Raw genomic sequence first — 19892 nt, 5'->3', positions numbered from 1 at the left:
GCATGCCCACTTATGACTACCGCGCCCAGGACCGCCATGGCCGCCGGTGCAAGGGCCAGCAAGAGGCCGACAGCCTGCGTCACGCCAGGCAACTGTTGCGCGAGCGTGGCTTGTTACCGAGCCAAGTGCAAGTGACGGCCGAGCGCAGCGCTCAGGGGCAGGGCCGCAGGGCCGGTTTGAGTGCCGGTGAGCTGGCATTGCTGACTTTGCAGTTGTCGACGTTGGTTCAGGCAGGGTTGCCCCTTGAGGAAGCGCTGGAAGCCGTCGCGCAACAAAGCCAGAAACGTCGCATCACCAGCCTGCTCTCACAGGTTCGCGGGCGTGTGATGGAAGGGCAGTCGCTGGCGGCCGCACTCGGCACTTTTCCGCGAGCATTTCCGGAATTGTTCCAGGCCACTGTGGCGGCTGGTGAGCGCTCGGGCCACTTGGGCCAAGTGCTTGAGCAATTGGCCGCGTACACCGAAGCACGCCAGGCGTCGCGCCAGCGGATTCAGCTGGCACTGGTCTACCCGGCGTTGCTGATGTTTGCCTGTGTGGTGATTGTCGGTTTCCTGCTGGGTTACGTGGTGCCGGACGTGGTGAAAATCTTCGTCGACAGTGGGCAGCCACTGCCGGTGCTGACACAGGTAATGATCGCGCTGAGTCATGGCTTGCGAGCCTATGGCCTGGTCCTGTTGCTGATGGTGCTCGGGGCCGTCGCGTTGCTGCACTGGAGCCTTCGCCAGTCGCGTTGGCGCTGGCATTGGCACCGCCTGGCGTTGCGCGTCCCGCTGTTGGGGGGCGTGTTTCGCGCCATGGAAGCGGCGCGGTTCGCGAGCACCCTGGCGATCCTCGGCAAAAGCGCCGTGCCTTTGGTGGACGCCCTGGAAATTGCCGCTGCCGTGATTGGCAACGTGACCATCCGCGCACGCATGAGGGAGGTCGCGCGTTCTGTGCGCGAAGGCGGGACCCTGACCCGTGGCCTGGAAGCCGGTGGCGATATTCCTCCGCTGATGCTGCACATGATCGCCAGTGGCGAGCGCGCCGGCGAGCTGGACGCGATGTTGGCGCGCGCTGCCGAGCAACAGGAAAAAAGCCTCGCTGCGCGGATCGCGCTGGTGGTGAGTTTGTTCGAACCGGCGATGCTGGTGGTCATGGGCGGCGTGGTGTTGCTGATTGTCATGGCCATTCTTTTGCCGATCCTTAGCCTTAATCAATTGGTGAACTGAGTGCGCAAATCCGCTCCTGCAAAAAGGCCCAATGGCCAACGTGGTTTCACGCTGATCGAGATCATGGTGGTCGTAGTGATCATCGGCGTGCTGGGGGCGATTGTCGTCCCGCAATTCATGAGTCGGCCGGACCAGGCCAAGGTCACGGCAGCCAGGACCGACATCCAGGCGATCGCCACCAGCCTGGAGATGTATCGCCTCGACAACACGCATTACCCCTCCACCTTGCAGGGCCTGGAGGCGCTGAGCAAACGCCCGGCGGGAACCCCGACGGCGAAAAACTGGAACCCCCAGGGCTACCTGAAAAGTGTGCCGGTGGACCCGTGGGGCACACCGTATCAATACCTGAACCCCGGCGTACGCTCCGGCAATGGGGGTTATGACCTCTATTCCCTGGGCTCCGATGGCGTGCCCGGGGGCGAAGGCCATGCCGGCGATATCGGCAACTGGGCGGAGTAAGGGCGTGCCCAGGCGTTGTCGTGGATTTACCTTGCTGGAGCTGATGGTGGTGATTGCGCTGACCGGCATCGTGCTCGGTGCCGTGGGGCTGGCGGCTGGGCAAAGTCCGGGGCGACAGGCCCGGCAAGAGGCTGGCCAGTTGCTGCAACTGATGCATCAATTGCGCGAGCAGGCGGTGATGGAAGGGCGTGAATACGGTGTGCGCCTGTCGGGGGCCGAGTATCAGGTGTTCCGGCTTGAGTCACTGGGCTGGCGGCCCGCCGGGTCAGCGCATTCGTTGCCCAATGGTTTGCGGATGCGCCTGGAGCAGGAAGGCCAGCGCCTGAGTCTCGACGGGGCCATTGCGGCGCCACAGTTGCTCATGCTCAGCAGCGATGAAGTCAGCCAGTTTGTGCTGTCGTTCGTGTCCGTAGAGCAGTCCTGGTTGAGCCTTGTCAGTGACGGTGTCGGGGAGTTGTTGATCGATGGCTAAAAAACGCCGCGCGCGTAATCGCCCGCTGAAGAGCCGGGGTTTTACCTTGCTGGAAGTCATGATCGCCCTGGTTATTTTCGCCACGCTGGCGGGCGCGGTGATGGCGGCCAGCCAACACGCGTTGCGCCAGAACGCCAGGCTGCAAGAGCAGGTGCAGTGTGCGTGGGTGGCTGACAATCAGCTGAGTGAACTGCGGTTGCTGCCCGCATCGCCTGGGCGGCAGCAACTGCTGCGACATTTCGACCGACGTGACTGGGTTATCGAGCAGACCATCACCCCCGCCGCCGACCCGCGCATGCTCCAGGTCGATATCAGCGTCAGCCGCAGTAACGGTGAACAGCCGGTCTATCACACCACTGGCTGGGTAACGGCCCGGGATGAATAAGCAGTCCGGATTCACCTTGCTGTAATTGGTCATCGCCCTGGCCATCTTCGCCTTGTTGGGGCTCGCCAGCTGGCGCCTGTTTGACACGGTGGTGCGTGTGCAGCGCAGCACGGCAGGCCATGAACAGGACCTGCGCAGACTGCAACGAGCGGTCGGGGTGATCGAGCGGGATGCGCTGCAAGTGGATTCATCGGTCATCGTGCTTAGCCCCACGGCGCTGCAACTGGTGCGCACCCACTGGCGTAACCCGCAAGACCTGCCGCGCAGTGAGCGTCAGCAAGTGTCCTACCGGGTGGACAACCGAGTGCTGTGGCGTGAAAGCCGTGGCCTGGAATCGCCGACGATGGTGCGGCAGAAGTTGCTCGAGGATGTCGGCTTCTTGAGTTGGCGTTTGTATGGCGGCGAACACGGCTGGAGCAGCGTCTGGCCGGTCGGCAAGGGCGCAGCCAATACACCGCCGCAGGCGCTTGAAGTCGTGCTGTCTGCCGGGCGCTTCCAGCAGATTCGACGGGTCGTGCCGTTGCCGCAGGTTCGGCCATGAAAGACCACCAGCGTGGGGTCGCGCTGCTCAGTGTGTTGTTGATCATGAGCCTGGCGCTGCTGCTGACGGCAGGCATGCTGCGCAGCCATTACGTGATGCTGCAAAGCAGCGCCCGGCAGGTGCATCAAGTGCAGCTGCGCCAGTTGGCGTTGTCGGCAGAAGCCTGGGCCCTGTTGGCGCTCGAGGAGGTCGGTAACGATGAGCAACAGGTGGTGCACCTGGCGCAGGCGTGGGCGCGGCTCGCCTGGCCTTTTGACGCGGACGGTGCGCACATCGGCATTCAGGTCGAAGACCTGTCGGGACGCTTCAATCTCAATGTGCTGTTGGCTGACGGGCAGGTTGATCAGGTCACCCGACAGCGCTGGTCCCGGTTGTTGGCGTCCCAGGGTCTGGAACCATTGCCGTTGGCGGGCTCAGGCCCGTTGCGCGAGCTCAGCCAGTTACGGCTGCTGCCGCGCATCGACGGTGAAACGTTGCGGCGTCTGGAACCTTGGGTTGCCGTGTTGCCGAGAGAGGCCAGCTTGAACATCAACACCGCCACCGCGCCGGTACTGGCGATGCTTGAAGGTGTGTCGTTGCCGGTGGCGCAAGCGTTGGTCAGCCAACGGCCTGCTAATGGTTATGCCAGCGTCCAGGCATTCATGCGTGACCCTTTGATTGCCGGTCTCGAACTGAGCGGCCATGGGCTTGGTGTCAGCAGTCGCTGGTTTCGGATCAACGTTGACGTCAGCCTTGGCACCAGCCGCCTGCGCTTGGCCAGTGAGGTTGAACGCGATCGTAAGTCCCGGCGTCTGCAGGTGGTGCAGCGGCGTTTCCTTCCTCCTCTCTTGAGTGCATTTCCGTGATGAAAACCTGGCTCCATTTGAGCGCCGATGGCCTGGCTGCACCGTCGGCCCAATGGCCCTGTTGTGTTTGGCGGGCGCCTGGCGACAGCCAGGACTTGCTGCTGGGTGAGGCTGCCCAATTGCTGGCGGGACAGGCGATTCATCTGCTGCTGCCGATGGAAATGTGCAGCGGCTTTCGCAGCGAAAAATGGCCCTCAAGGCGTCGGCCGAGTCCACAGGCGATTGCCTTCGCCATCGAGGACCAATTGGCCGAGGACCTGGATGCCTTGCATGTCTGTGCAGGGGTTCGCGACCGGCAGGGATGTTACTCGGTGTTGGTCACGCACAAGGAACGCTTCAAGGTATTGCTGCAACTGTTGGCGACGCTGGGAATCAAGGTGAGCAGTGTGCAGGTGGATGCCGACCTGCTGCCCGCTGACAACCCGGGCGCCGTGGAGTGGTTCGGGCGCCGAGTGCTGGGCGGCGAGACGCGCTTGGCGATGCCTGCCTCGGCCTTGAAGGCCGTTGAGGCACTGTTGGGCGAGCCACTGCGATGGCTGGATGAGTCGGCCAGTCAGGCCGTTATCGAGCACGCCTTATGGGCGCGCAAGAGCCCGCCGATTGATTTGCTGCAAGGCGAGTTTCGCCAGGGCAAGCGTGCCTGGCCATGGTCGATTTTTGCCATCGCGGCAGGTGTGCTGCTCATGCTGGATTGGGGCTTCAAGGAAGTCCGTATTCAATATCTCGAAGGGCAAGCGCAGCAGCTTTACCGGCAAAGCGTAGAGCGATTCCAGGCGTTGTATCCGCAACAGACTCGAATCGTCGACCTTGCCGCGCAACTCAAGGCAATACAGGGCCAGGGTGTCAGCCACGCACCGACACCGCTGTCGCGCCTGGTCAGCCTGACTGAACAGGTAATTGGCGGCGGCGATGTCGACGTGCAGCGCCTGGAGTTTCGGGCCGGTGACGGCTGGAAAATCCAGCTGACGGCCAGCAGTTTCAGCGAGTTGGAGCAGTTGCGCGAGCGTGGCCAGCAGAGCGGGATGCCGGTACGTATCGGCAATGCGAGCAAAGAGGGGCGTCGGGTGCAGGCGGTGCTGATGCTGGAGGAGTCGCTATGAACATCAGGATCCAGTCAGCGCTCAACACCTGGCAGGCGATACCAGCGCGCGACCGATTTTTACTCAAGGGTTTGGCGGTGTTTTTATCGACGGCGCTGGCCTACCAGCTCCTTTGGCAGCCCGCGCATCAGCGGCTGGCCAACGCCGAGCGCCACTACCAGCAGCAACTGACCCTGGCGCGCCAGGTGCAAAGCGCCCAACCGCAACAGGCCCAGACGATGACCGCGCAACCTCTGTCTTCAAGGGTCAGTGCCAGCGCAGCGGCGGCGGGCCTGGACTTGCAGCAGATCGAGTTTGAAGACGAACAGCTGCGCCTGACCATCAGCGGCGAGGCGCAAACGCTGTTGATGTGGCTGGCAAACCTGGAACGGGAGGCCGGCACCTTGCAGATGCTGACCCTGGAAAAGCGCGGCAGCTTGCTGGAGGCGCGGTTGGTGATGCTCTAGCCTTTGGCCAACGGCGGCAATTTCGCAAGTTTCAACGCCACCAGCAACGCGACGATCAGCAGCGCAACGATAAACCCGCCAATCCCGTTCCACCCGGCGTAGTGCCAGAAGAAACCACCCGCCGTCCCCGCAATACTCGACCCGACGTAATAACTGAACAGGTACAGCGACGACGCCTGGCCCTTGGCTTTGAGTGCGCGGCGGCCGATCCAGCTGCTGGCCACCGAGTGGGCACCAAAGAAGCCGAAGGTGAAGATCAGCATGCCGGGCACTACCAGCCACAGCGGGGTAAACAGCGTCAGGGCGATGCCGCCGAGCATCAGCACGATGGTTGCCCACAGTACGCGACGGCGGCCCAGGCGGTCGGCCAGGGAGCCGATTTTCGCCGAGCTGTAGATACCGGAGAGGTACACCAGCGACAGCAGGCCTACCACGGCCTGGCTCAGCTCGTAGGGCGAGGCCAGCAGGCGATAGCCGATGTAGTTGAACATCGTCACAAAGGCACCCATCAGCACGAAAGCTTCGAGGAACAGCCACGGCAGGCCGGCGTCCTTGAAGTGCATCGTGAAACCATCGAGCAAGCTGCGCGGGTTCAGGCGGCTTGCGCGGAAATTGCGCGACGGCGGCAGGATTTTCCAGAACACCGTGGCCGCGATCAGCGCCAGGGCGCCGATGATCAGCATCGCCGTGTGCCAGCTGACGAAGTCGATCAGTACGCCGATGATCAAGCGCCCGCTCATCCCGCCAATGGCGTTACCGCCGATGTACAGGCCCATGGCCAGGCCGATGTGTTGCGGGTGGATCTCTTCGCTCAGGTAGGTCATGGCCACCGCCGCCAGGCCGCTGAGGGACAGGCCTACCAGTGCGCGCATCAGCAGGATGCCTTCCCAAGTCGGCATCAGGCCGCTGGCGATGGTGGCTAGCGCGGCGCAGAACAGCGCGGCAACCATGACCGGCTTTCGCCCAAAGGTGTCGGAAATCGGCCCGGTGATCAGCAGGCCAATGGCGAGCATGCCGGTGGCTACCGAGAGGATCAGGCTGCTTTGTGCGGCATTGATGGAAAATTCGTGGGACAGCGCCGGCATCATCGGCTGTACGCAGTAGAGCAGGGCAAAGGTGGCAAAACCGCCGGAAAACAGCGCCAGCACCGTGCGCATGAACATCGGGGTGCCTTTTTCGATGTACTGCTCGTTGAGCTGTGCCACCACTTCATCGAGGGCGGTGGGCGGTACTTCTTGAGCAAGCGGAGCGACAGCAGATTTCACGCGGGACCTCGGGGAGGAAAGACTGCCAGGGCTGACAATGCAAAAAAGAATATAGCTCGCTAATGATTCTTTCCAATATATTGTTCGACCTGTTTAAGAGCTTTTACGACCTAATGAGGTTTTCATGGAATTGCGCCACCTGCGTTACTTCATCGCCGTGGCTGAAGAGCTGCACTTTGGCCGCGCCGCGCAGGTGCTGGGCATCTCCCAGCCGCCGCTGAGCCAGCAGATCCAGGCGCTGGAGCAGGAGATTGGGGCGCGGTTGTTCGAGCGTACCAATCGTCGGGTCGAGCTGAGTGAGGCGGGCCGGTTGTTCCTGCAAGAGGCGCGTCTGGTGCTGGCGCAGGTGGATAAAGCGGCGGACGTGGCGCGTCGGGCGCAGTTAGGTGAACTGGGGGAGTTGAAGATTGGCTTCACCTCTTCCGCGCCGTTCAACTCCAGCATCCCACAGGCGATCTTTGCCTTTCGCCAGGCGTTCCCGGCGGTGCATTTGAATTTGCAGGAGATGAGCAGTACGGAAGTGGCCGAGTCGCTGGTGGATGAGTCGATACAGGTGGGGCTGATGCGGCCGTTGCCGTTGCCTGATTCCCTGAGTGTCGTGGAACTGATGCGCGAGCCCTTGGTGGCCGTGCTGAACGCCGGGCATCCGCTGGTGGAGGGCAGTGAGCGTGGTTTGCACCTGGCGCAATTGGCTGAAGAGCCGTTTGTATTTTTCCCGCGGACTTACGGCAGTGGCTTGTACGCCCAATTGCTGAACCTGGCGCGTGATGCCGGCTTCAGCCCGCACTTCGCCCAGGAGGCCGGGGAGGCGATGACCATTATTGGCCTGGTTGCAGCGGGGTTGGGTGTCTCGGTGTTGCCGGCGTCGTATCAGCGGATACGCATTGATGGCGTGGTGTATCGCACGCTGTTGGACCAGGAAGCGGTGACGGCGGTGTGGCTGGTGCAGCGTAAGGGCCAGCAAACGCCTATGGCCAAGGCGTTTGTCGAGTTGCTGACCCGTAAAGCGTTGGTATGACCGACGTATAACCTGTGGCGAGGGAGCTTGCTCCCGCTGGGCTGCGCAGCAGCCCCAAAACCCGACGACTGAGTTTTACCAGACAACCCTCAATAGCAGGTTTTAGGGGCGCTTCGCGCCCCAACGGGAGCAAGCTCCCTCGCCACAGGGAGCGGGTGTTTCAGTTCTGCTTCGAAGTCCCGGTCTGCTGAAACAACTGCGCCGCCGACCCGTTGTCACTCACACCATTGGTGCGCAACGCCGCCAGGATGTCCCGGTCCAGCATGCTCACCCAACGGTTGTAGTTTCGGTGGATCTTGCCGTCCTTGTAGCCCAGGTCGCGGCTGTCGCGGTAGGTGATGGCGTAGCTGGTGGCGGTGTAGCGGATGTCGATTTCAGCGTGGAATTTGTTGCGCACGTTGATCTCGGCCTGCACCAACCGCGGGCTCAGGCGCTGTACGACCCATTCGCGTTTGTTCAAGGCCGCGATAATGGTCTGCTTCATCTTTTCTTCGTTGACCTGCGGGTTTGCCGGCAAGTCGTGCTGGGTGTTGAGCACCGGTTTATTGGTGCAGCCAGCGGTGGTGAGCAGAGCCAAAGCGACCAGTGTTGCGCGTAGCAGGGAAGACATTCCATTTCTCCAGTCAGTAAAAAAACTCACGCCCAGCGGCGGAAAATCAGCGAAGTGTTGACGCCGCCAAAGGCAAAATTGTTGTTCATCACGTAGTCGTTGTGCAGCTCGCGGAACTCGCCTTGCACGTAGTCCAACTCGCCGCAGCGCGGGTCGACCTCGTCGAGGTTGAACGTGTGCACGTATTGGTTGCGGTTCATCATTTCGATGCTGAACCACGACTCCAATGCGCCGCATGCGCCCAGGGTATGGCCGAGGAAACTCTTCTGCGAACTGATGGGCATGCGGCTGCCGAACAGGCTGCTGGTGGCCAGGGTTTCGGCGATGTCGCCCTGGTCGGTAGCGGTGCCATGGCCGTTCACATAGCCGATGACGTCGGGCGAAAGCCCCGCATCTTCCAGGGCGAGTTCCATGGCGCGGCGCATGGTGGTCTGCTCCGGGCGTGTGGTGTGCTGGCCGTCGGCGTTGCTGCCAAAACCGACGATTTCGGCGTGGATGTGTGCGCCACGGGCCAGTGCGTGTTCCAGTTCTTCGAGCACCAGGATGCCGCCGCCTTCGCCGATCACCAGGCCGTCGCGGCCACTGTCATAGGGGCGCGGGCTGGTTTGCGGCGCATCGTTTTTCAGGCTGGTGGCGTACAGCGCATCGAACACCATGGCTTCGGTCGGGCACAGCTCTTCAGCGCCACCCGCCAACATCAGCGGAAGGCGGCCGAACTTGATGGCCTCATAGGCGTAGCCGATGCCCTGGCTGCCGCTGGTGCAGGCGCTGGACGTCGGGATCAGTCGGCCGGTGAGGCCGAAGAAGATGCTGATATTCGCCGCCGTGGTATGGGGCATCATGCGCACGTAGGAGTTGGCGTTCAGCCCCTCGGCCACCGAGTTCAGCAACATATTGCCGAAGGCCTTGATCTCGTCGGTGCTACCCGTGGACGAGCCGCAGGCAACGCCCATACGCCCGTCCTTGATCGACTCGTCGCCCAGCAAGCCGGCGTCTTTCAGCGCCTGTTCCGCAGCCCATACCGCCAGGCGCGAAACCCGGCCCATGCTGCGCAGTTGCTTGCGGGTCCAGTGGGCGGGCACCACGAAATCATCGATCGGCCCGGCCAGCCGCGTGTTCAGTTCGGTGAAGCGCTCCCACTCGTCCATGCGCCGAATGCCGCTGCGGTTGGCGCGGAAGTTGGCAGCGATGGTTTCCCAATCGCAGCCCAGGGACGTAACGCCGGCCATGCCGGTGACCACCACGCGCTTCATCAGCACAGGCCTCCATTCACGGCCAGCACTTGGCGGGTGATGTAGCCGGCTTCCGCCGACATCAAAAAATTCACCGCCCCGGCGACTTCTTCCGGGGTGCCCATGCGTTGGGCCGGGATCATTTTCATCAATTCTTCCACCGGTACGTTTTCATCGAGCATCGCGGTGTCGATCAGCCCGGGAGCCACGCAGTTGACGGTGATCTTGCGTTTGCCGAGCTCGATGGCCAGGGCCTTGGCGGCGCCGATCAAACCGGCCTTGGATGCACTGTAGTTGACCTGGCCACGGTTGCCGATCAACCCGGACACTGACGTGATGCACACGATCCGCCCAGCGGCGCGGCGCCGAATCATCGGCATCATCACCGGGTGCAGCACGTTGTAGAACCCGTCGAGGTTGGTACGCATTACTACGTCCCAATCGTCTTCCGACAGCGCAGGAAACGCGCCATCGCGAGTCAGCCCGGCATTGAGCACCACGCCGTAATAGGCGCCATGTGCTTCCACGTCGGCTTCCAGAATCTCTTTGCAACTGGCGCGATCCGCCACATCGAATTGCAACACCCGGGCCTTGCGCCCCAGGGCGTCGATTTCGACCTGCACCGCATCCGCCTCGGCGCGCCCGCTGCGGCAATGCAGCACGATGTCGTGCCCGGCCTGGGCCAGGCGCAATGCGATAGCGCGGCCGATGCCACGGCTGGAGCCGGTAACCAGTACGGATTCAGTCATGGCGTGGTGTCCTTCGATTCATCTAAATAGTTGGCCGCCTGGGGCGGTCGAAATACGTTCAAGCGTGCACTCGCCTGGATACCGTCACCGGTGAGGTGGCATTCGAACACACCCATGCCGTTGTCGTCTTCCAGAGAGCGCAGGCCGTGGATGGTCAACTCGGCGCCTGCGGGGAAATGCTCGACGTTGCACTCGAATTTGCGCGTGCCCAGCAGGAAGCCCAATTCCACGGCTTCACCTTTCTGGCGTGCGCGACAACCGGCGTAGGCCGCGACGCTTTGCGCCATCAACTCAATGCCGACCCACGCGGGCAGGCTGCCGTCGGCGCGGTTGAAAAGACCGCCGGGCGTGACCGTCAGGCGGGTCTGAATCTGTTCTTCATCAAAGCTCAGGACCTGATCGATCAGGATCATGTCACCGGCGTGGGGCAGCAGTTCGGCGAGCGGCCAATGGGTCATGGGGCGTCTCCGATAATCAGGCTGACGTTGTTGCCGCCGAAGGCAAACGAGTTGCTCATCAGGCAGCGTTTTTCCAGGGGGTCGCCGGGCAGCGCCCACTTCAATACGGGCAGGTCGGGGTCGGCCTGGCCATCCCAGACATGGGGCGGCACCACGCTTTCCGCGAGGCTCAGCCAGCAGAATGCGGCTTCCAGCGCGCCGGCGGCGCCCAGGGTGTGGCCGGTCATGGGTTTGGTCGACGAGCAGGCTACGCCGTCCGGGAACAGGGCCGCGACCGCCAGGCTTTCCATGGCGTCATTGTGCTGCGTGGCGGTGCCGTGCAGGTTCAGGTAACCGATCTGCCCTGGCGTCAGTTTTGCGCTGGCCAGGGCTTTGCGCATCGCTTGCAAGGCGCCCTTGCCGGTGGGTTCGGGTGCAGAAATATGGTGGGCATCGCAACTGGCGCCACTGCCCAACAGCGCGACCGGCGCCGGAGTTTTGCTCATCAGGAACAGCACCGCAGCTTCGCCGATATTGATGCCGTTGCGGTTCGCCGAGAACGGATTGCAGCGCTGTGCCGACACGGCTTCCAGGGACGAAAAACCATTGAGAGTCAGCTTGCACAGGGTGTCGACGCCACCGCAAATCACCGCATCACACACGCCCAGGTCCAACAGGCGTTGGGCACTCATCAGCGCCCGCGCGCTGGAGGTGCAGGCGGTGGAAATCACGTAGGCCGGGCCGCTCAGTTGCAGCCAGTCGGCGAGGAAATTGGCCGGCGCGCCGAGTTCCTGTTGCAGGTAGTCGTAGTCGCCGGGGAAGTTTTTTTCCCGCAGGTAGTGGGCGATGCCACGACTGGCTTCATCAATGCCCGAGGTGCTGGTGCCGAGCACGATGCCAATGCGCGACGCACCGAACGTCTGGATCGCTTGCCGGATCTCGTCGTCAATCTGCAACGCCGCTTCCAGCAGCAACTGATTATTACGGCTGTGGTGCGATTCCAGCCCGGGCGGGATCGCCGCGAGTTCACCGTGCACGCCCGCCACCGGCAACACACGCTCCGGCACCCAGCCGCTTTCGGCGCGCATGCCGGAACAGTCGCCGGCAAACAGGTTGCGGCTGACTTCGCGCTTGTCGCGGCCCAGGGCGCAGATCACGCCGAGGGCATTGAGGTAGGCGGTCATCGGGTGGCCTCAAGCGGCGAGATGCGGTAGGTCAGGTGTTGCCCGATCACGTCCACGCGAAACACCAGGGAGGAGTGATAGGTGATCTTCCAGCGGGACGGCAGGGTGCGGATCAAGTCCATTTCCTGGGTGCCGGGGTACAGCTTGGAGACTTCATCCGCCGAGGTGAGGGCGAACAACAGCGCGGCAAACAACTCTCGCGCCTGGGGATTGGGCGGCAGCAGACCGTCGGCCTGCCAGGCACCGTTGATCAACTTCTGCCGCGCCTGGGGAATGCCCAGCGGGTCCATCATCGACCAGCGAATCCCGCCGCCTTCGCGTTGCATCACCAGCAGCCAGTCCTGGCGCTGGCCATCCTGTTCGCGCTGCACATGCAGTTGCAACGGCAGGCTCAGCACCGGGTTTTTCGACGGCAGCGGCGGCTGGCTGGCGCAGGCGCTCAGCAGCAACAGGCAGCCGATCAACAGCATTCGGATCATGTTTCAGCGCTCGCCAGAGGTTTGCGGGCAACCACGTTGACCAGGGTTTCTTCGCGCTGGCCGGCCGGTTTTGGCTGGCGCAGGCCCCAGCGCTCAAGCAGGCCGAAATCAGTGGCGCGGCTCCACCACAGGTACGGGTATGAAACGTTCTGCGGGCCGAATTCAAAGCCCTGCTCGCGAATCATCTCAAGGTACTCTTCTGCGCTTTTCTGCACATGCATCGGGTGACGGAACAGCCAGCGAATTACCCAGGTGTCGATATAGGCCTCGGTGGATTCGGCAAACAGCAGATAGCCGCCCGGCTTGAGTACGCGATAGAACTCTTTCAGGGCGCGATGTTGTTCTACCAAGTGATGGAAAGTCTGGTGACAGAACAGCACATCGACACTGGCGTCGGCCACGTCGAGGGTCGCGCAATCGCTGCCGATCAACTCGATGGCGATACCTTGGCGTGCGGCTTCGGCGCGGCTCAGGTCGAGGCTGTGTGGGTCAGCATCCAGACCGATCAGGCGTTCGGGGGCGAACACCTGCTGCAAATACTGGAACGACTTGCCCTGGCCACAGCCGGCGTCCAGCAGCACCGGGGCAACCGGCAGCGGGTCGCTGAACAGGCTGCGCAGGTCGTTGATTGCCACGCGCAGCACGTGGTGCTGCCAGGTGTGGCTGCGCAGGAACCAGAAGCCGAATTTGGTTTCTTCGACGTAGTTCTTGCTGAGGTATTGGCTGCTCATCGTTTCTTCCTTGTCCCGGACGGGGCGGCCCACGGTGCCAGCATGAAGCTGAATGCCAGCCCCAAGCTTACCGATAGCCCAAAATTACTCACCGCCGGCGTGCTGGAAATGGCCAGCAGGCCGAACGATAGCCAAGTAGTCACGGCCGCCAACAGTGTGCCCAACAGGCTCACCGCGGCGCCGCCAATTTGTTCACGCATCAGGATCGCGTAGTCGACGCTGATCGCGGTCACCAGCAGCAGGCCGAACAGGCTGAACAACGTCAGCGGCTGCCCCAGCCAACCGAGGCTGGCCAGGCTGCACAGCGCCGCCAGCAGCGGCAGGGCGACGATGCGCAGGGCACCGCCGAAGCCGAACGGAAGGATCAGCAACAGTACGATCAACACGCACGACATCAACTTCAATTCGGCGGCGCTGATTTGCGTCGCGGCAAACACCTGGTTCAAGTCGCCCAGGCGATCCACCAGCTGTACACCGGGTAAATCCAGGGCCTGTACCCGCAGCAAGGCCGGGTTGTTCAAACCTTGCAGGCTCACCATCGCTGCCACGCCACCGTCGACATTCCCCAGCCACAGTGTGCGCCACGGCTCAGCCAGCGGGCCGACCAGCGCGGCATCGATGTCTTCGGTGGGCAGTGCCTGCAACTGGGCCAGCTCGGCTTGCAGTGCGGCGGCGGGCACGCCGAGGTCCAGCAATGGCTGCCAGTACTGCGGCAGTTGGTTCAGGGCTTCACGCAGTTGTTGTTGCTCGGCTGGCGCGCTGACCAACTGATTGAGCGCCAGGTAACCCTGGAGCTTGTCCATGTTCACTAACTGATCCAGACGCTGACTCAGCGCGGCCTGGCGCTCCAGCAATTGCGGCTGGTTGTCCGCCCGCACCAGGAAGAACTGGCTGGTGGGCTGGAACCCGGTAATTCGCGCGACGGCCTGGGCTTCCTGCAGCAACTGCGGCGGTGCACCGATCCATTGGCGGATATCGTTTTTGCTGTTCAGGTGCCACAGCCCACCGGCGCAAAACACCAATACCAGTACCAATAACACCGGACTTGGCAGGCGCTTAAGCAGCGACTCGCGCACGCTCAGCAGGAACTCGGCAATGCGCAGCGGCCATTGGGCCGGGCGCAGTTCGACGCCCTTGAGCAAGGCCGGCAGCAGGCATACGGCGGACAGATAGGCGCCCACCAGGCCGGCGGCAGAGAACACCGCGATTTGCGTCAGCGCCGGGAACGGCGTCCAGGCCAGGGCCAGGTAACCGATGCAACTGGTGGCCAGGCTCAGGCTCAGGCCCGGCAAGGTCAGGCGCAAGGCTGGCCAGCTGCGCCAAGGGCTCATGCTCCAGCTCTTGGACAGGTAATGCAGCGGGTAATCCACCGCCACGCCGATCAGGCTCGAGCCCAGCACCAACGTGATCACATGCATATGCCCGAACAGCGCCACACAGGCCACCGCACCAAACAACATGCCCACCAGCACCGGCACAAACGCCAACAGCACACGCCAGCGGCGGAACGCCAACAGCAGCAATAACAGGATCCCGGCAGTCGCGCCGCCGCCGACCCAAGTGATTTCCCGCGTCGCCTGTTGCTGACCGTTGGCCGCGTACAACAGGCCGCTGGCGGCGAGCAATTGCGCGCCTTGCTGGTCGGCCTGCTCGCGGCTGGCCTTGAGTAATTCAGCCACTTGCAGCGGCAGTTTCATGTCGAAGGCATTGCCCGTGGTGCGCGCCCGCAGCAGCACCCAGCTTTTGCCGTCGGCGTCGGCGATCAACGCGCCGCTGCCGATATCCAGCTGCACCGAACCGTGCTGCGGCTGGCTGTTCTGGATGCGCCCGGTGAGGCCCAGCCAATCGTCCTGGCTCGGCACCAGGCTGAAGCCGGTGAATGGGTCGAACAGCGCCTGAACCCGCTGCTGAATAAACGCTTGGGGCTCGTCGATCAGTTGCTCGCGATCCTTGGCCGAGAGCATCGCCAGCCGGCCTTGCAGCAGCTGCTGACGCAGGGCCGGCAGGTCCGCTTGCAGGTTCCACTGGACCTTCTCAAACAGGCCGCTGGCTTGCCAGGCTTCGCCCAATTGCGTCGCCATGGCCACGGCTTTTTGCCGATCGGCATGCCCCACCAGCACCAGCATTTCGCGGTTCAGTGGTTCCTGCATGCGCTGTTCGGCGCGCAGCTCCAGCGCATCGGGTGCAGTGCCGGGCACCAGTTCCATCAGGTTCGCCGACAGCGGCGCGCCATGGCGCCATTGCCAACCCGCCAGGGCCAACACGGCCACCAGCAGGATCAGGAACAGGCGCGGCAACCAGCGTTCACTCGGCAAAGTCGTGTTGCTCCGCGTCGCTCAGGGGCTGGCTGCTGGTGCTGTCCTGCATGCGCAGTACGGTGCTGTCGCCCTGGGTTTCCAGCAGCTCGATTTTTTGCACCCGCTCGCCGCCGTCGATATTGATCTGGTTGAACACCTGCTTGAGCAGCAGAGAGCGCGGGATCAACGTGAGTTTCCACTGGGTGGCTTCGCCTTGCAGTTGCAGTTCGAAGTCACGCTGCAAGCCGCTGCTGTCGCCCTGCAATACCGCGAGGAACAAACGATTTTGTTCGGCTCCGGCGCTCTTGTTCGGCAGCAACTGCCAGCCGTTGGCATCACGCCGGGCGATGCCGGTGGCGCTGATGCGGTAGTCCTGTTGCAGCGGGGTTTTCAGCAGCCAAAGCAAGCCGTGGTCCTTGGCCAGGACGAAGGTGCCCTTGCTGGTCAGCGGTTGCGGCAGGGCGCGCAGGTGTTTTTCCTGGATGAAGTTGCCGTGGATCACCGTTGGCTTTGCAAGCTGATCGCTGAGTTGTTGCAGGTCGAAAGCCTGGGCCAGGCCTGGAATGCCTAAAAACAGCATCAACGCGACCCTTGTAGGAGCGAGCTTGCTCGCGAAGAACCAGAGGGCGCCGCGGGGTGTCAGGCGGCCTGCGTTATCGTTGACGTTTTTCGCGAGCAAGCTCGCTCCTACAGGGGAGGTCATTGCAGGGCCCTCTCGACTGCATCCACAAACACCTTTGGCGATGCCAACTGCATTTCGCGACTGGCAATTTCCACCGCCACTTGCACGGTGCTGGCGCGGGTCAGGCGCTCGCCCGTGGCCTTGTCGCTGATCAGGTAATTGACCTTCAAACGGTTCTCCCACTCCACCAGGCTGGCGCGCACGTTGAGGGTCTGGCCGAAGGTCGCACCGCGTACATAGCGCAACTGCATGTCGATTACCGGCCAGGCGTAGCCCGCTTCCAGCATCGCCGTGTAGTTGTGGCCGAGCTTGTCCAGCAAGGCGCAGCGGGCGACTTCCAGGTACTTCACGTAGTGCCCGTGCCACACCACGTTCATGGTGTCGATGTCGAAAAACGGCACGAGGATTTCAGTGTCGCAGTGCAACACGCCGGGGCTACGCATGCAGCCTCCAGTGTTGCTCGGCGATACGCTTCAGGCACAGGCGCAGTTCGCCCTCCAGGGCGCGGTCTTCGATGACCGGCGGGAAGTCTTTGGCCAACTCGATGTGCATGGCGGCCAGTGCCGGGGGCAGCGGGCGCGCGTCTTCAGCCTGGGCCCGCAGCCATACGCCCTGGTTGGCGGCGAGCAAGGTGGCGGCAGCGACTTGTTCGGTCAGTTCCAGCACACGAATCGCATCGCGGGCGGCGATGGTGCCCATGCTCACTTTGTCCTGGTTGTGGCACTCTGTGGAGCGCGAGAACACGCTGGCCGGCATGGTGTTTTTCAGGGCTTCGGCGGTCCAGGCGCTGGTGCCGATCTGCACGGCCTTGAAGCCGTGGTTGATCATCGCCCGCTCGGCTGGCGCGCCCGACAGATTGCTCGGCAGCCCGTGGTTGTAGCGCACGTCCACCAGCAGTGCGAGCTGACGGTCCAGCAGGTCGGCGACGTTGGCCACCAGGGTCTTGAGACTGTCCATGGCGAACGCGATGTGGCCGCCGTAGAAGTGGCCGCCGTGCAGCACGCGCTCTTCTTCCGCGTCGATGATCGGGTTGTCGTTAGCGCTGTTGAGTTCGATCTCGATGAACGAACGCAGCCAGTTCAGGCTGTCGGCCAACACGCCCAAGACGTGGGGCGCGCAGCGCAGCGAGTAACGGTCTTGCAGGCGATGCAGCGGCGCGGTCGGTGCATCAATCGCCAAATCCTTGCGCAACCAGGCGGCGACCTGCATCTGCCCCGGGTGCGGCTTGGCGGCAAACAGGCGCTCGTCGAAATGCTCAGGATTGCCTTGCAGCGCCACCACGTTCAGCGCGGTGATGCGCGTGGCCAGTTGCAGCAGGTAGTCGGCGCGGGCGAAGGCCAGGCAGGCGAGGCCGGTCATCACGGCAGTGCCGTTCATCAGGGCCAGGGCTTCTTTCGGGCGCAGAACCAGCGGGGCCCAACCCAGCTCGCGATGCACGTCGGCGGCCTGGCGACGTTCGCCACGGAACATCACTTCGCGCTCGCCAGACAGGGTTGCAGCCACATAGGACAGCGGCGTCAAATCACCGCTGGCGCCCACCGAGCCTTCTTCCGGAATCAGCGGCAGTACGTCGAATTCCAGGAACGCATGCAGGCGCTCCAGCAACTCCACGCGTACCCCGGAAACGCCATGGCACAGCGACTGCAACCGCGCCGCCAGCACCGCGCGGGTGGCTTGCGCGTCCAGTAACTTGCCGAGGCCGCAGCCGTGGAACGTGTAGAGGTGACGCGGCAGCGCTTCGACGTGCTCCAGCGGCACCGCCACTACGCACGAGTCGCCGTAGCCGGTGGTGACGCCGTAGATCACGCCTTCCTTGTCCAGCAACGAATCGAGGAACTGCGCGCCCTTGGCGATACGCTGGCGGTACTTGGCATCAGCTTGCAGTTGAGTCGGCGCGTGACGGTTGGCCAGGGCCAGCACGTCTTCGATGCGCAAAGGGAGTTCGCCGAAGGTTACCGGCTCAAGATGCGTCGTCATCGGTCTTCCAGAAAGGGTAAAAGTTGAACCATTGTTGGGGCGCTTCCAGGCAGAACTGGCCCAGGCGCTCGGCGTAGCGGGCGGTCCATTGTGCGATCACCTGCTGGCGATCGCTGCGTTTCCATTCGATCAACTGGGCGAACGGCTCGATGATCAGGCGATAACGGCCTTGATGCTTCAAGCACATCAGCAGGTTGACCGGGCATTTCAGCAGGCCGGCCAGCAGCCATGGGCCTTGTGGAAAGGCGGCGTCATGGCCGAGAAAATCCACGCGCACCGTACGCCCGCCATGCAGCGGTACGCGGTCGCCGGCAATCGCCAGCCACTCGCCGTCGTCGAGGCGCTGGCTGAGCATCATCATCACCGCCGGGTCGAGTTCGCTGACCTGGATCAGGCGCAAATTGGTCGCCCCGGCTTCGCCCAATATGCGGTTGAAGCGTTCGGCGTGCTTGGTGTGTACCAGCACGTTCATCGTGACCTTTTCGCCCAGCTCAGCGAGGGCGCGGCACACTTCAAGGTTGCCCAGGTGCGCGCCGACCAGCATCTGCCCGCGCTCGCTGCGCAGTTGGCCGCGCAGTTGAGCCGGGTCGATGATTTCGATCTGCTCCAGGCGCAACTTGCCGTTCCATACGTCGAGCTTGTCCAGCAAGGCATCGGCGAACGCCATGAACTGTCCGAAGACTTTTCTGTGGGTAGGGCGCAGGTCGTCGCGCTGGGTCCAGTCGGCCAGGCGTTGCTGGTACTGCCAGGCGCTTTGGCGGGCCGTGCGGCCGAACAGGAAGAAGTACAGAACGATGCCATACAGCAGCGGGCTCAACAGCCGGCGCCCGAGGACCTTGGCGGCGAAGGCGGTGAATTTCATCAGCCAGAAGCTGCCGCGTTCTTCGCGGTCAGCCCAGTGCTTGGTGTCCTGGGTCATGCCTGCCACCGGCGCCAGAGGATCATCGGCGCGCGCACCAACATGCCGAAGAACAGCCGGGTGTGCATCGAGGAAATCAGCGCGTTGTCGTGGAACAGGCGAAAGTGCGACAGGCCGTCGGCGGGGTAGTGCACCTTGGTCGGCAACCAGCGCATCGGCTGGTTGCGCCAGGCGAGGCGCACCAGGATGTCGGAGTCGAAATCCATGCGTTTGCCGATGTTGGCCGAGTCCATCAAGGCCAGGGTCGGTGGCAGTGGGTACACGCGAAAGCCGCACATGGAGTCGCGGATTTGCAGCGACAAGGTATTGATCCATACCCACACGTGGGTCAGGTAGCGCGCGTATAGGCGGCCCTTGGGTACGCTGTCGTCGTATTCCGGGTAGCCACAGATCACTGCATTCGGGTGGGCGCGGGAGGCGTCGAGGAAGGTGCTGACTTCCCGCAGGTCGTGCTGGCCGTCGGCGTCCACTTGCAGGGCATGGGTGAAGCCCAGGCGCGCGGCTTCGCGAAAGCCGGCCATGACGGCCGCGCCTTTGCCCTGGTTGGTGGGCAGGGTCAGCAGGGACACGTTGTCGAGGGTTGCCAGTTGCGCCAGGACAGCGGCGCAGGCGGCGCTGCTGCCGTCGTCTACCAACAGGCATGGCAGGCCGCTGGCCAGCACGGTATGAACCACGGCGGGCACGGCGGCTTCGTGGTTGTAGACCGGGATGAGGGCGCAGGGCTTATGCATAACAGGCACCCCATTGGCAGAAGCGCTTTTTGTGGCGAGGGAGCTTGCTCCCGCTGGGCTGCGAAGCGGCCCCAATACAGGCGACACCGATTTGCCTGATAAACCACAGTGCCTGGGTTGGGAGT

The 19892-nt window shown here is 63.1% G+C and carries 23 protein-coding genes; 9 read left to right on the top strand and 14 right to left on the bottom strand.

Translation table 11 applies throughout. The features are described from left to right. Nucleotides 1–2: 2 nt before the first annotated feature. The 8 genes from gspF to gspM are packed head-to-tail and all read left to right on the top strand — an operon-like array spanning nt 3 to nt 5456. Complete coding sequence (gene gspF / locus HBJ59_RS05660; RefSeq protein WP_076015455.1) at nt 3–1208, top strand: type II secretion system inner membrane protein GspF; 1206 nt, start codon at nt 3–5, stop codon at nt 1206–1208. Beyond that, on the top strand, nt 1209–1667 hold the full coding sequence (gene gspG, locus HBJ59_RS05655; RefSeq protein WP_076015456.1) for a type II secretion system major pseudopilin GspG: 459 nt from the start codon (nt 1209–1211) through the stop codon (nt 1665–1667). Between the two features lie 4 nt (nt 1668–1671). Next, on the top strand, nt 1672–2139 hold the full coding sequence (gspH, locus tag HBJ59_RS05650; protein WP_076015457.1) for a type II secretion system minor pseudopilin GspH: 468 nt from the start codon (nt 1672–1674) through the stop codon (nt 2137–2139). Then, on the top strand, nt 2132–2524 hold the full coding sequence (gene gspI / locus HBJ59_RS05645) for a type II secretion system minor pseudopilin GspI (protein WP_178124244.1): 393 nt from the start codon (nt 2132–2134) through the stop codon (nt 2522–2524). The genes gspH and gspI overlap by 8 nt, the downstream gene beginning before the upstream one ends. 25 nt (nt 2525–2549) lie before the next feature. Beyond that, on the top strand, nt 2550–3065 hold the full coding sequence (locus HBJ59_RS05640; RefSeq protein ID WP_256670784.1) for a type II secretion system protein GspJ: 516 nt from the start codon (nt 2550–2552) through the stop codon (nt 3063–3065). Beyond that, nucleotides 3062–3910, top strand: coding sequence for a type II secretion system protein GspK (locus tag HBJ59_RS05635; RefSeq protein ID WP_167662959.1), 849 nt, complete (start codon nt 3062–3064; stop codon nt 3908–3910). The genes HBJ59_RS05640 and HBJ59_RS05635 overlap by 4 nt, the downstream gene beginning before the upstream one ends. Further along, nucleotides 3910–5010 (top strand): type II secretion system protein GspL, encoded by a 1101-nt coding sequence (gene gspL / locus HBJ59_RS05630; protein WP_167662958.1) that lies wholly within the window; start codon nt 3910–3912, stop codon nt 5008–5010. The genes HBJ59_RS05635 and gspL overlap by 1 nt, the downstream gene beginning before the upstream one ends. Further along, a complete protein-coding gene (gene gspM, locus HBJ59_RS05625; RefSeq protein ID WP_167662957.1) occupies nt 5007–5456 on the top strand; it encodes a type II secretion system protein GspM in 450 nt (149 codons plus the stop codon). Before gspL ends, gspM begins: the two co-directional genes overlap by 4 nt. Here gspM and HBJ59_RS05620 read toward each other — a convergent pair. Further along, entirely contained in the window at nt 5453–6664 is a 1212-nt protein-coding gene (locus tag HBJ59_RS05620; protein WP_372241459.1) for an MFS transporter, read from the bottom strand. The two genes, gspM and HBJ59_RS05620, sit on opposite strands and share 4 nt — an antisense overlap. 181 nt (nt 6665–6845) lie before the next feature. Here HBJ59_RS05620 and HBJ59_RS05615 point away from each other — a divergent pair, with 181 nt between their 5' ends. Further along, nucleotides 6846–7739: a LysR family transcriptional regulator gene (locus HBJ59_RS05615; RefSeq protein WP_076015463.1), complete on the top strand. Its 894-nt coding sequence runs from the start codon at nt 6846–6848 to the stop codon at nt 7737–7739. Nucleotides 7740–7899: 160 nt separating this feature from the next. Here HBJ59_RS05615 and HBJ59_RS05610 read toward each other — a convergent pair whose 3' ends face one another. From HBJ59_RS05610 to HBJ59_RS05550, 13 genes are read right to left on the bottom strand one after another with little or no spacing between them, the layout of a single operon-like run. Further along, nucleotides 7900–8349, bottom strand: a complete 450-nt coding sequence (locus tag HBJ59_RS05610; protein ID WP_076015464.1) for a hypothetical protein — start codon at nt 8347–8349, stop codon at nt 7900–7902. 26 nt (nt 8350–8375) lie between these two features. Further along, entirely contained in the window at nt 8376–9602 is a 1227-nt protein-coding gene (locus HBJ59_RS05605; protein WP_167662955.1) for a beta-ketoacyl-ACP synthase, read from the bottom strand. Continuing rightward, nucleotides 9602–10330: a 3-oxoacyl-ACP reductase FabG gene (fabG, locus tag HBJ59_RS05600; protein ID WP_167662954.1), complete on the bottom strand. Its 729-nt coding sequence runs from the start codon at nt 10328–10330 to the stop codon at nt 9602–9604. The genes HBJ59_RS05605 and fabG overlap by 1 nt, the downstream gene beginning before the upstream one ends. After that, nucleotides 10327–10788, bottom strand: coding sequence for a hotdog family protein (locus HBJ59_RS05595; RefSeq protein WP_167662953.1), 462 nt, complete (start codon nt 10786–10788; stop codon nt 10327–10329). Before HBJ59_RS05595 ends, fabG begins: the two co-directional genes overlap by 4 nt. Next, nucleotides 10785–11951, bottom strand: coding sequence for a beta-ketoacyl-[acyl-carrier-protein] synthase family protein (locus HBJ59_RS05590; RefSeq protein WP_167662952.1), 1167 nt, complete (start codon nt 11949–11951; stop codon nt 10785–10787). Before HBJ59_RS05590 ends, HBJ59_RS05595 begins: the two co-directional genes overlap by 4 nt. Continuing rightward, nucleotides 11948–12430 (bottom strand): hypothetical protein, encoded by a 483-nt coding sequence (locus HBJ59_RS05585; RefSeq protein ID WP_167662951.1) that lies wholly within the window; start codon nt 12428–12430, stop codon nt 11948–11950. The genes HBJ59_RS05590 and HBJ59_RS05585 overlap by 4 nt, the downstream gene beginning before the upstream one ends. Beyond that, complete coding sequence (locus HBJ59_RS05580) at nt 12427–13161, bottom strand: class I SAM-dependent methyltransferase (protein ID WP_003209370.1); 735 nt, start codon at nt 13159–13161, stop codon at nt 12427–12429. Before HBJ59_RS05580 ends, HBJ59_RS05585 begins: the two co-directional genes overlap by 4 nt. Then, on the bottom strand, nt 13158–15476 hold the full coding sequence (locus tag HBJ59_RS05575) for an MMPL family transporter (protein ID WP_167662950.1): 2319 nt from the start codon (nt 15474–15476) through the stop codon (nt 13158–13160). The genes HBJ59_RS05580 and HBJ59_RS05575 overlap by 4 nt, the downstream gene beginning before the upstream one ends. Then, nucleotides 15466–16161: an outer membrane lipoprotein carrier protein LolA gene (locus tag HBJ59_RS05570; RefSeq protein WP_167662949.1), complete on the bottom strand. Its 696-nt coding sequence runs from the start codon at nt 16159–16161 to the stop codon at nt 15466–15468. The genes HBJ59_RS05575 and HBJ59_RS05570 overlap by 11 nt, the downstream gene beginning before the upstream one ends. After that, nucleotides 16158–16583: a thioesterase family protein gene (locus HBJ59_RS05565; RefSeq protein ID WP_167662948.1), complete on the bottom strand. Its 426-nt coding sequence runs from the start codon at nt 16581–16583 to the stop codon at nt 16158–16160. The genes HBJ59_RS05570 and HBJ59_RS05565 overlap by 4 nt, the downstream gene beginning before the upstream one ends. Further along, on the bottom strand, nt 16576–18117 hold the full coding sequence (hutH, locus tag HBJ59_RS05560; protein ID WP_167662947.1) for a histidine ammonia-lyase: 1542 nt from the start codon (nt 18115–18117) through the stop codon (nt 16576–16578). The genes HBJ59_RS05565 and hutH overlap by 8 nt, the downstream gene beginning before the upstream one ends. Continuing rightward, nucleotides 18101–19036: a glycosyl transferase gene (locus HBJ59_RS05555; RefSeq protein WP_167662946.1), complete on the bottom strand. Its 936-nt coding sequence runs from the start codon at nt 19034–19036 to the stop codon at nt 18101–18103. Before HBJ59_RS05555 ends, hutH begins: the two co-directional genes overlap by 17 nt. Next, nucleotides 19033–19767 carry a glycosyltransferase family 2 protein gene (locus HBJ59_RS05550; protein ID WP_167662945.1) on the bottom strand — a complete coding sequence of 245 codons (735 nt, stop codon included), beginning with the start codon at nt 19765–19767 and terminating at the stop codon, nt 19033–19035. The genes HBJ59_RS05555 and HBJ59_RS05550 overlap by 4 nt, the downstream gene beginning before the upstream one ends. Nucleotides 19768–19892: the final 125 nt, after the last annotated feature.

This window comes from Pseudomonas sp. AN3A02 (assembly GCF_011765255.1).
GTDB lineage: Bacteria > Pseudomonadota > Gammaproteobacteria > Pseudomonadales > Pseudomonadaceae > Aquipseudomonas.
The sequence above is the reverse complement of the archived record's forward strand: the minus strand, read 5'-3'. Positions and strand labels throughout refer to the sequence as shown.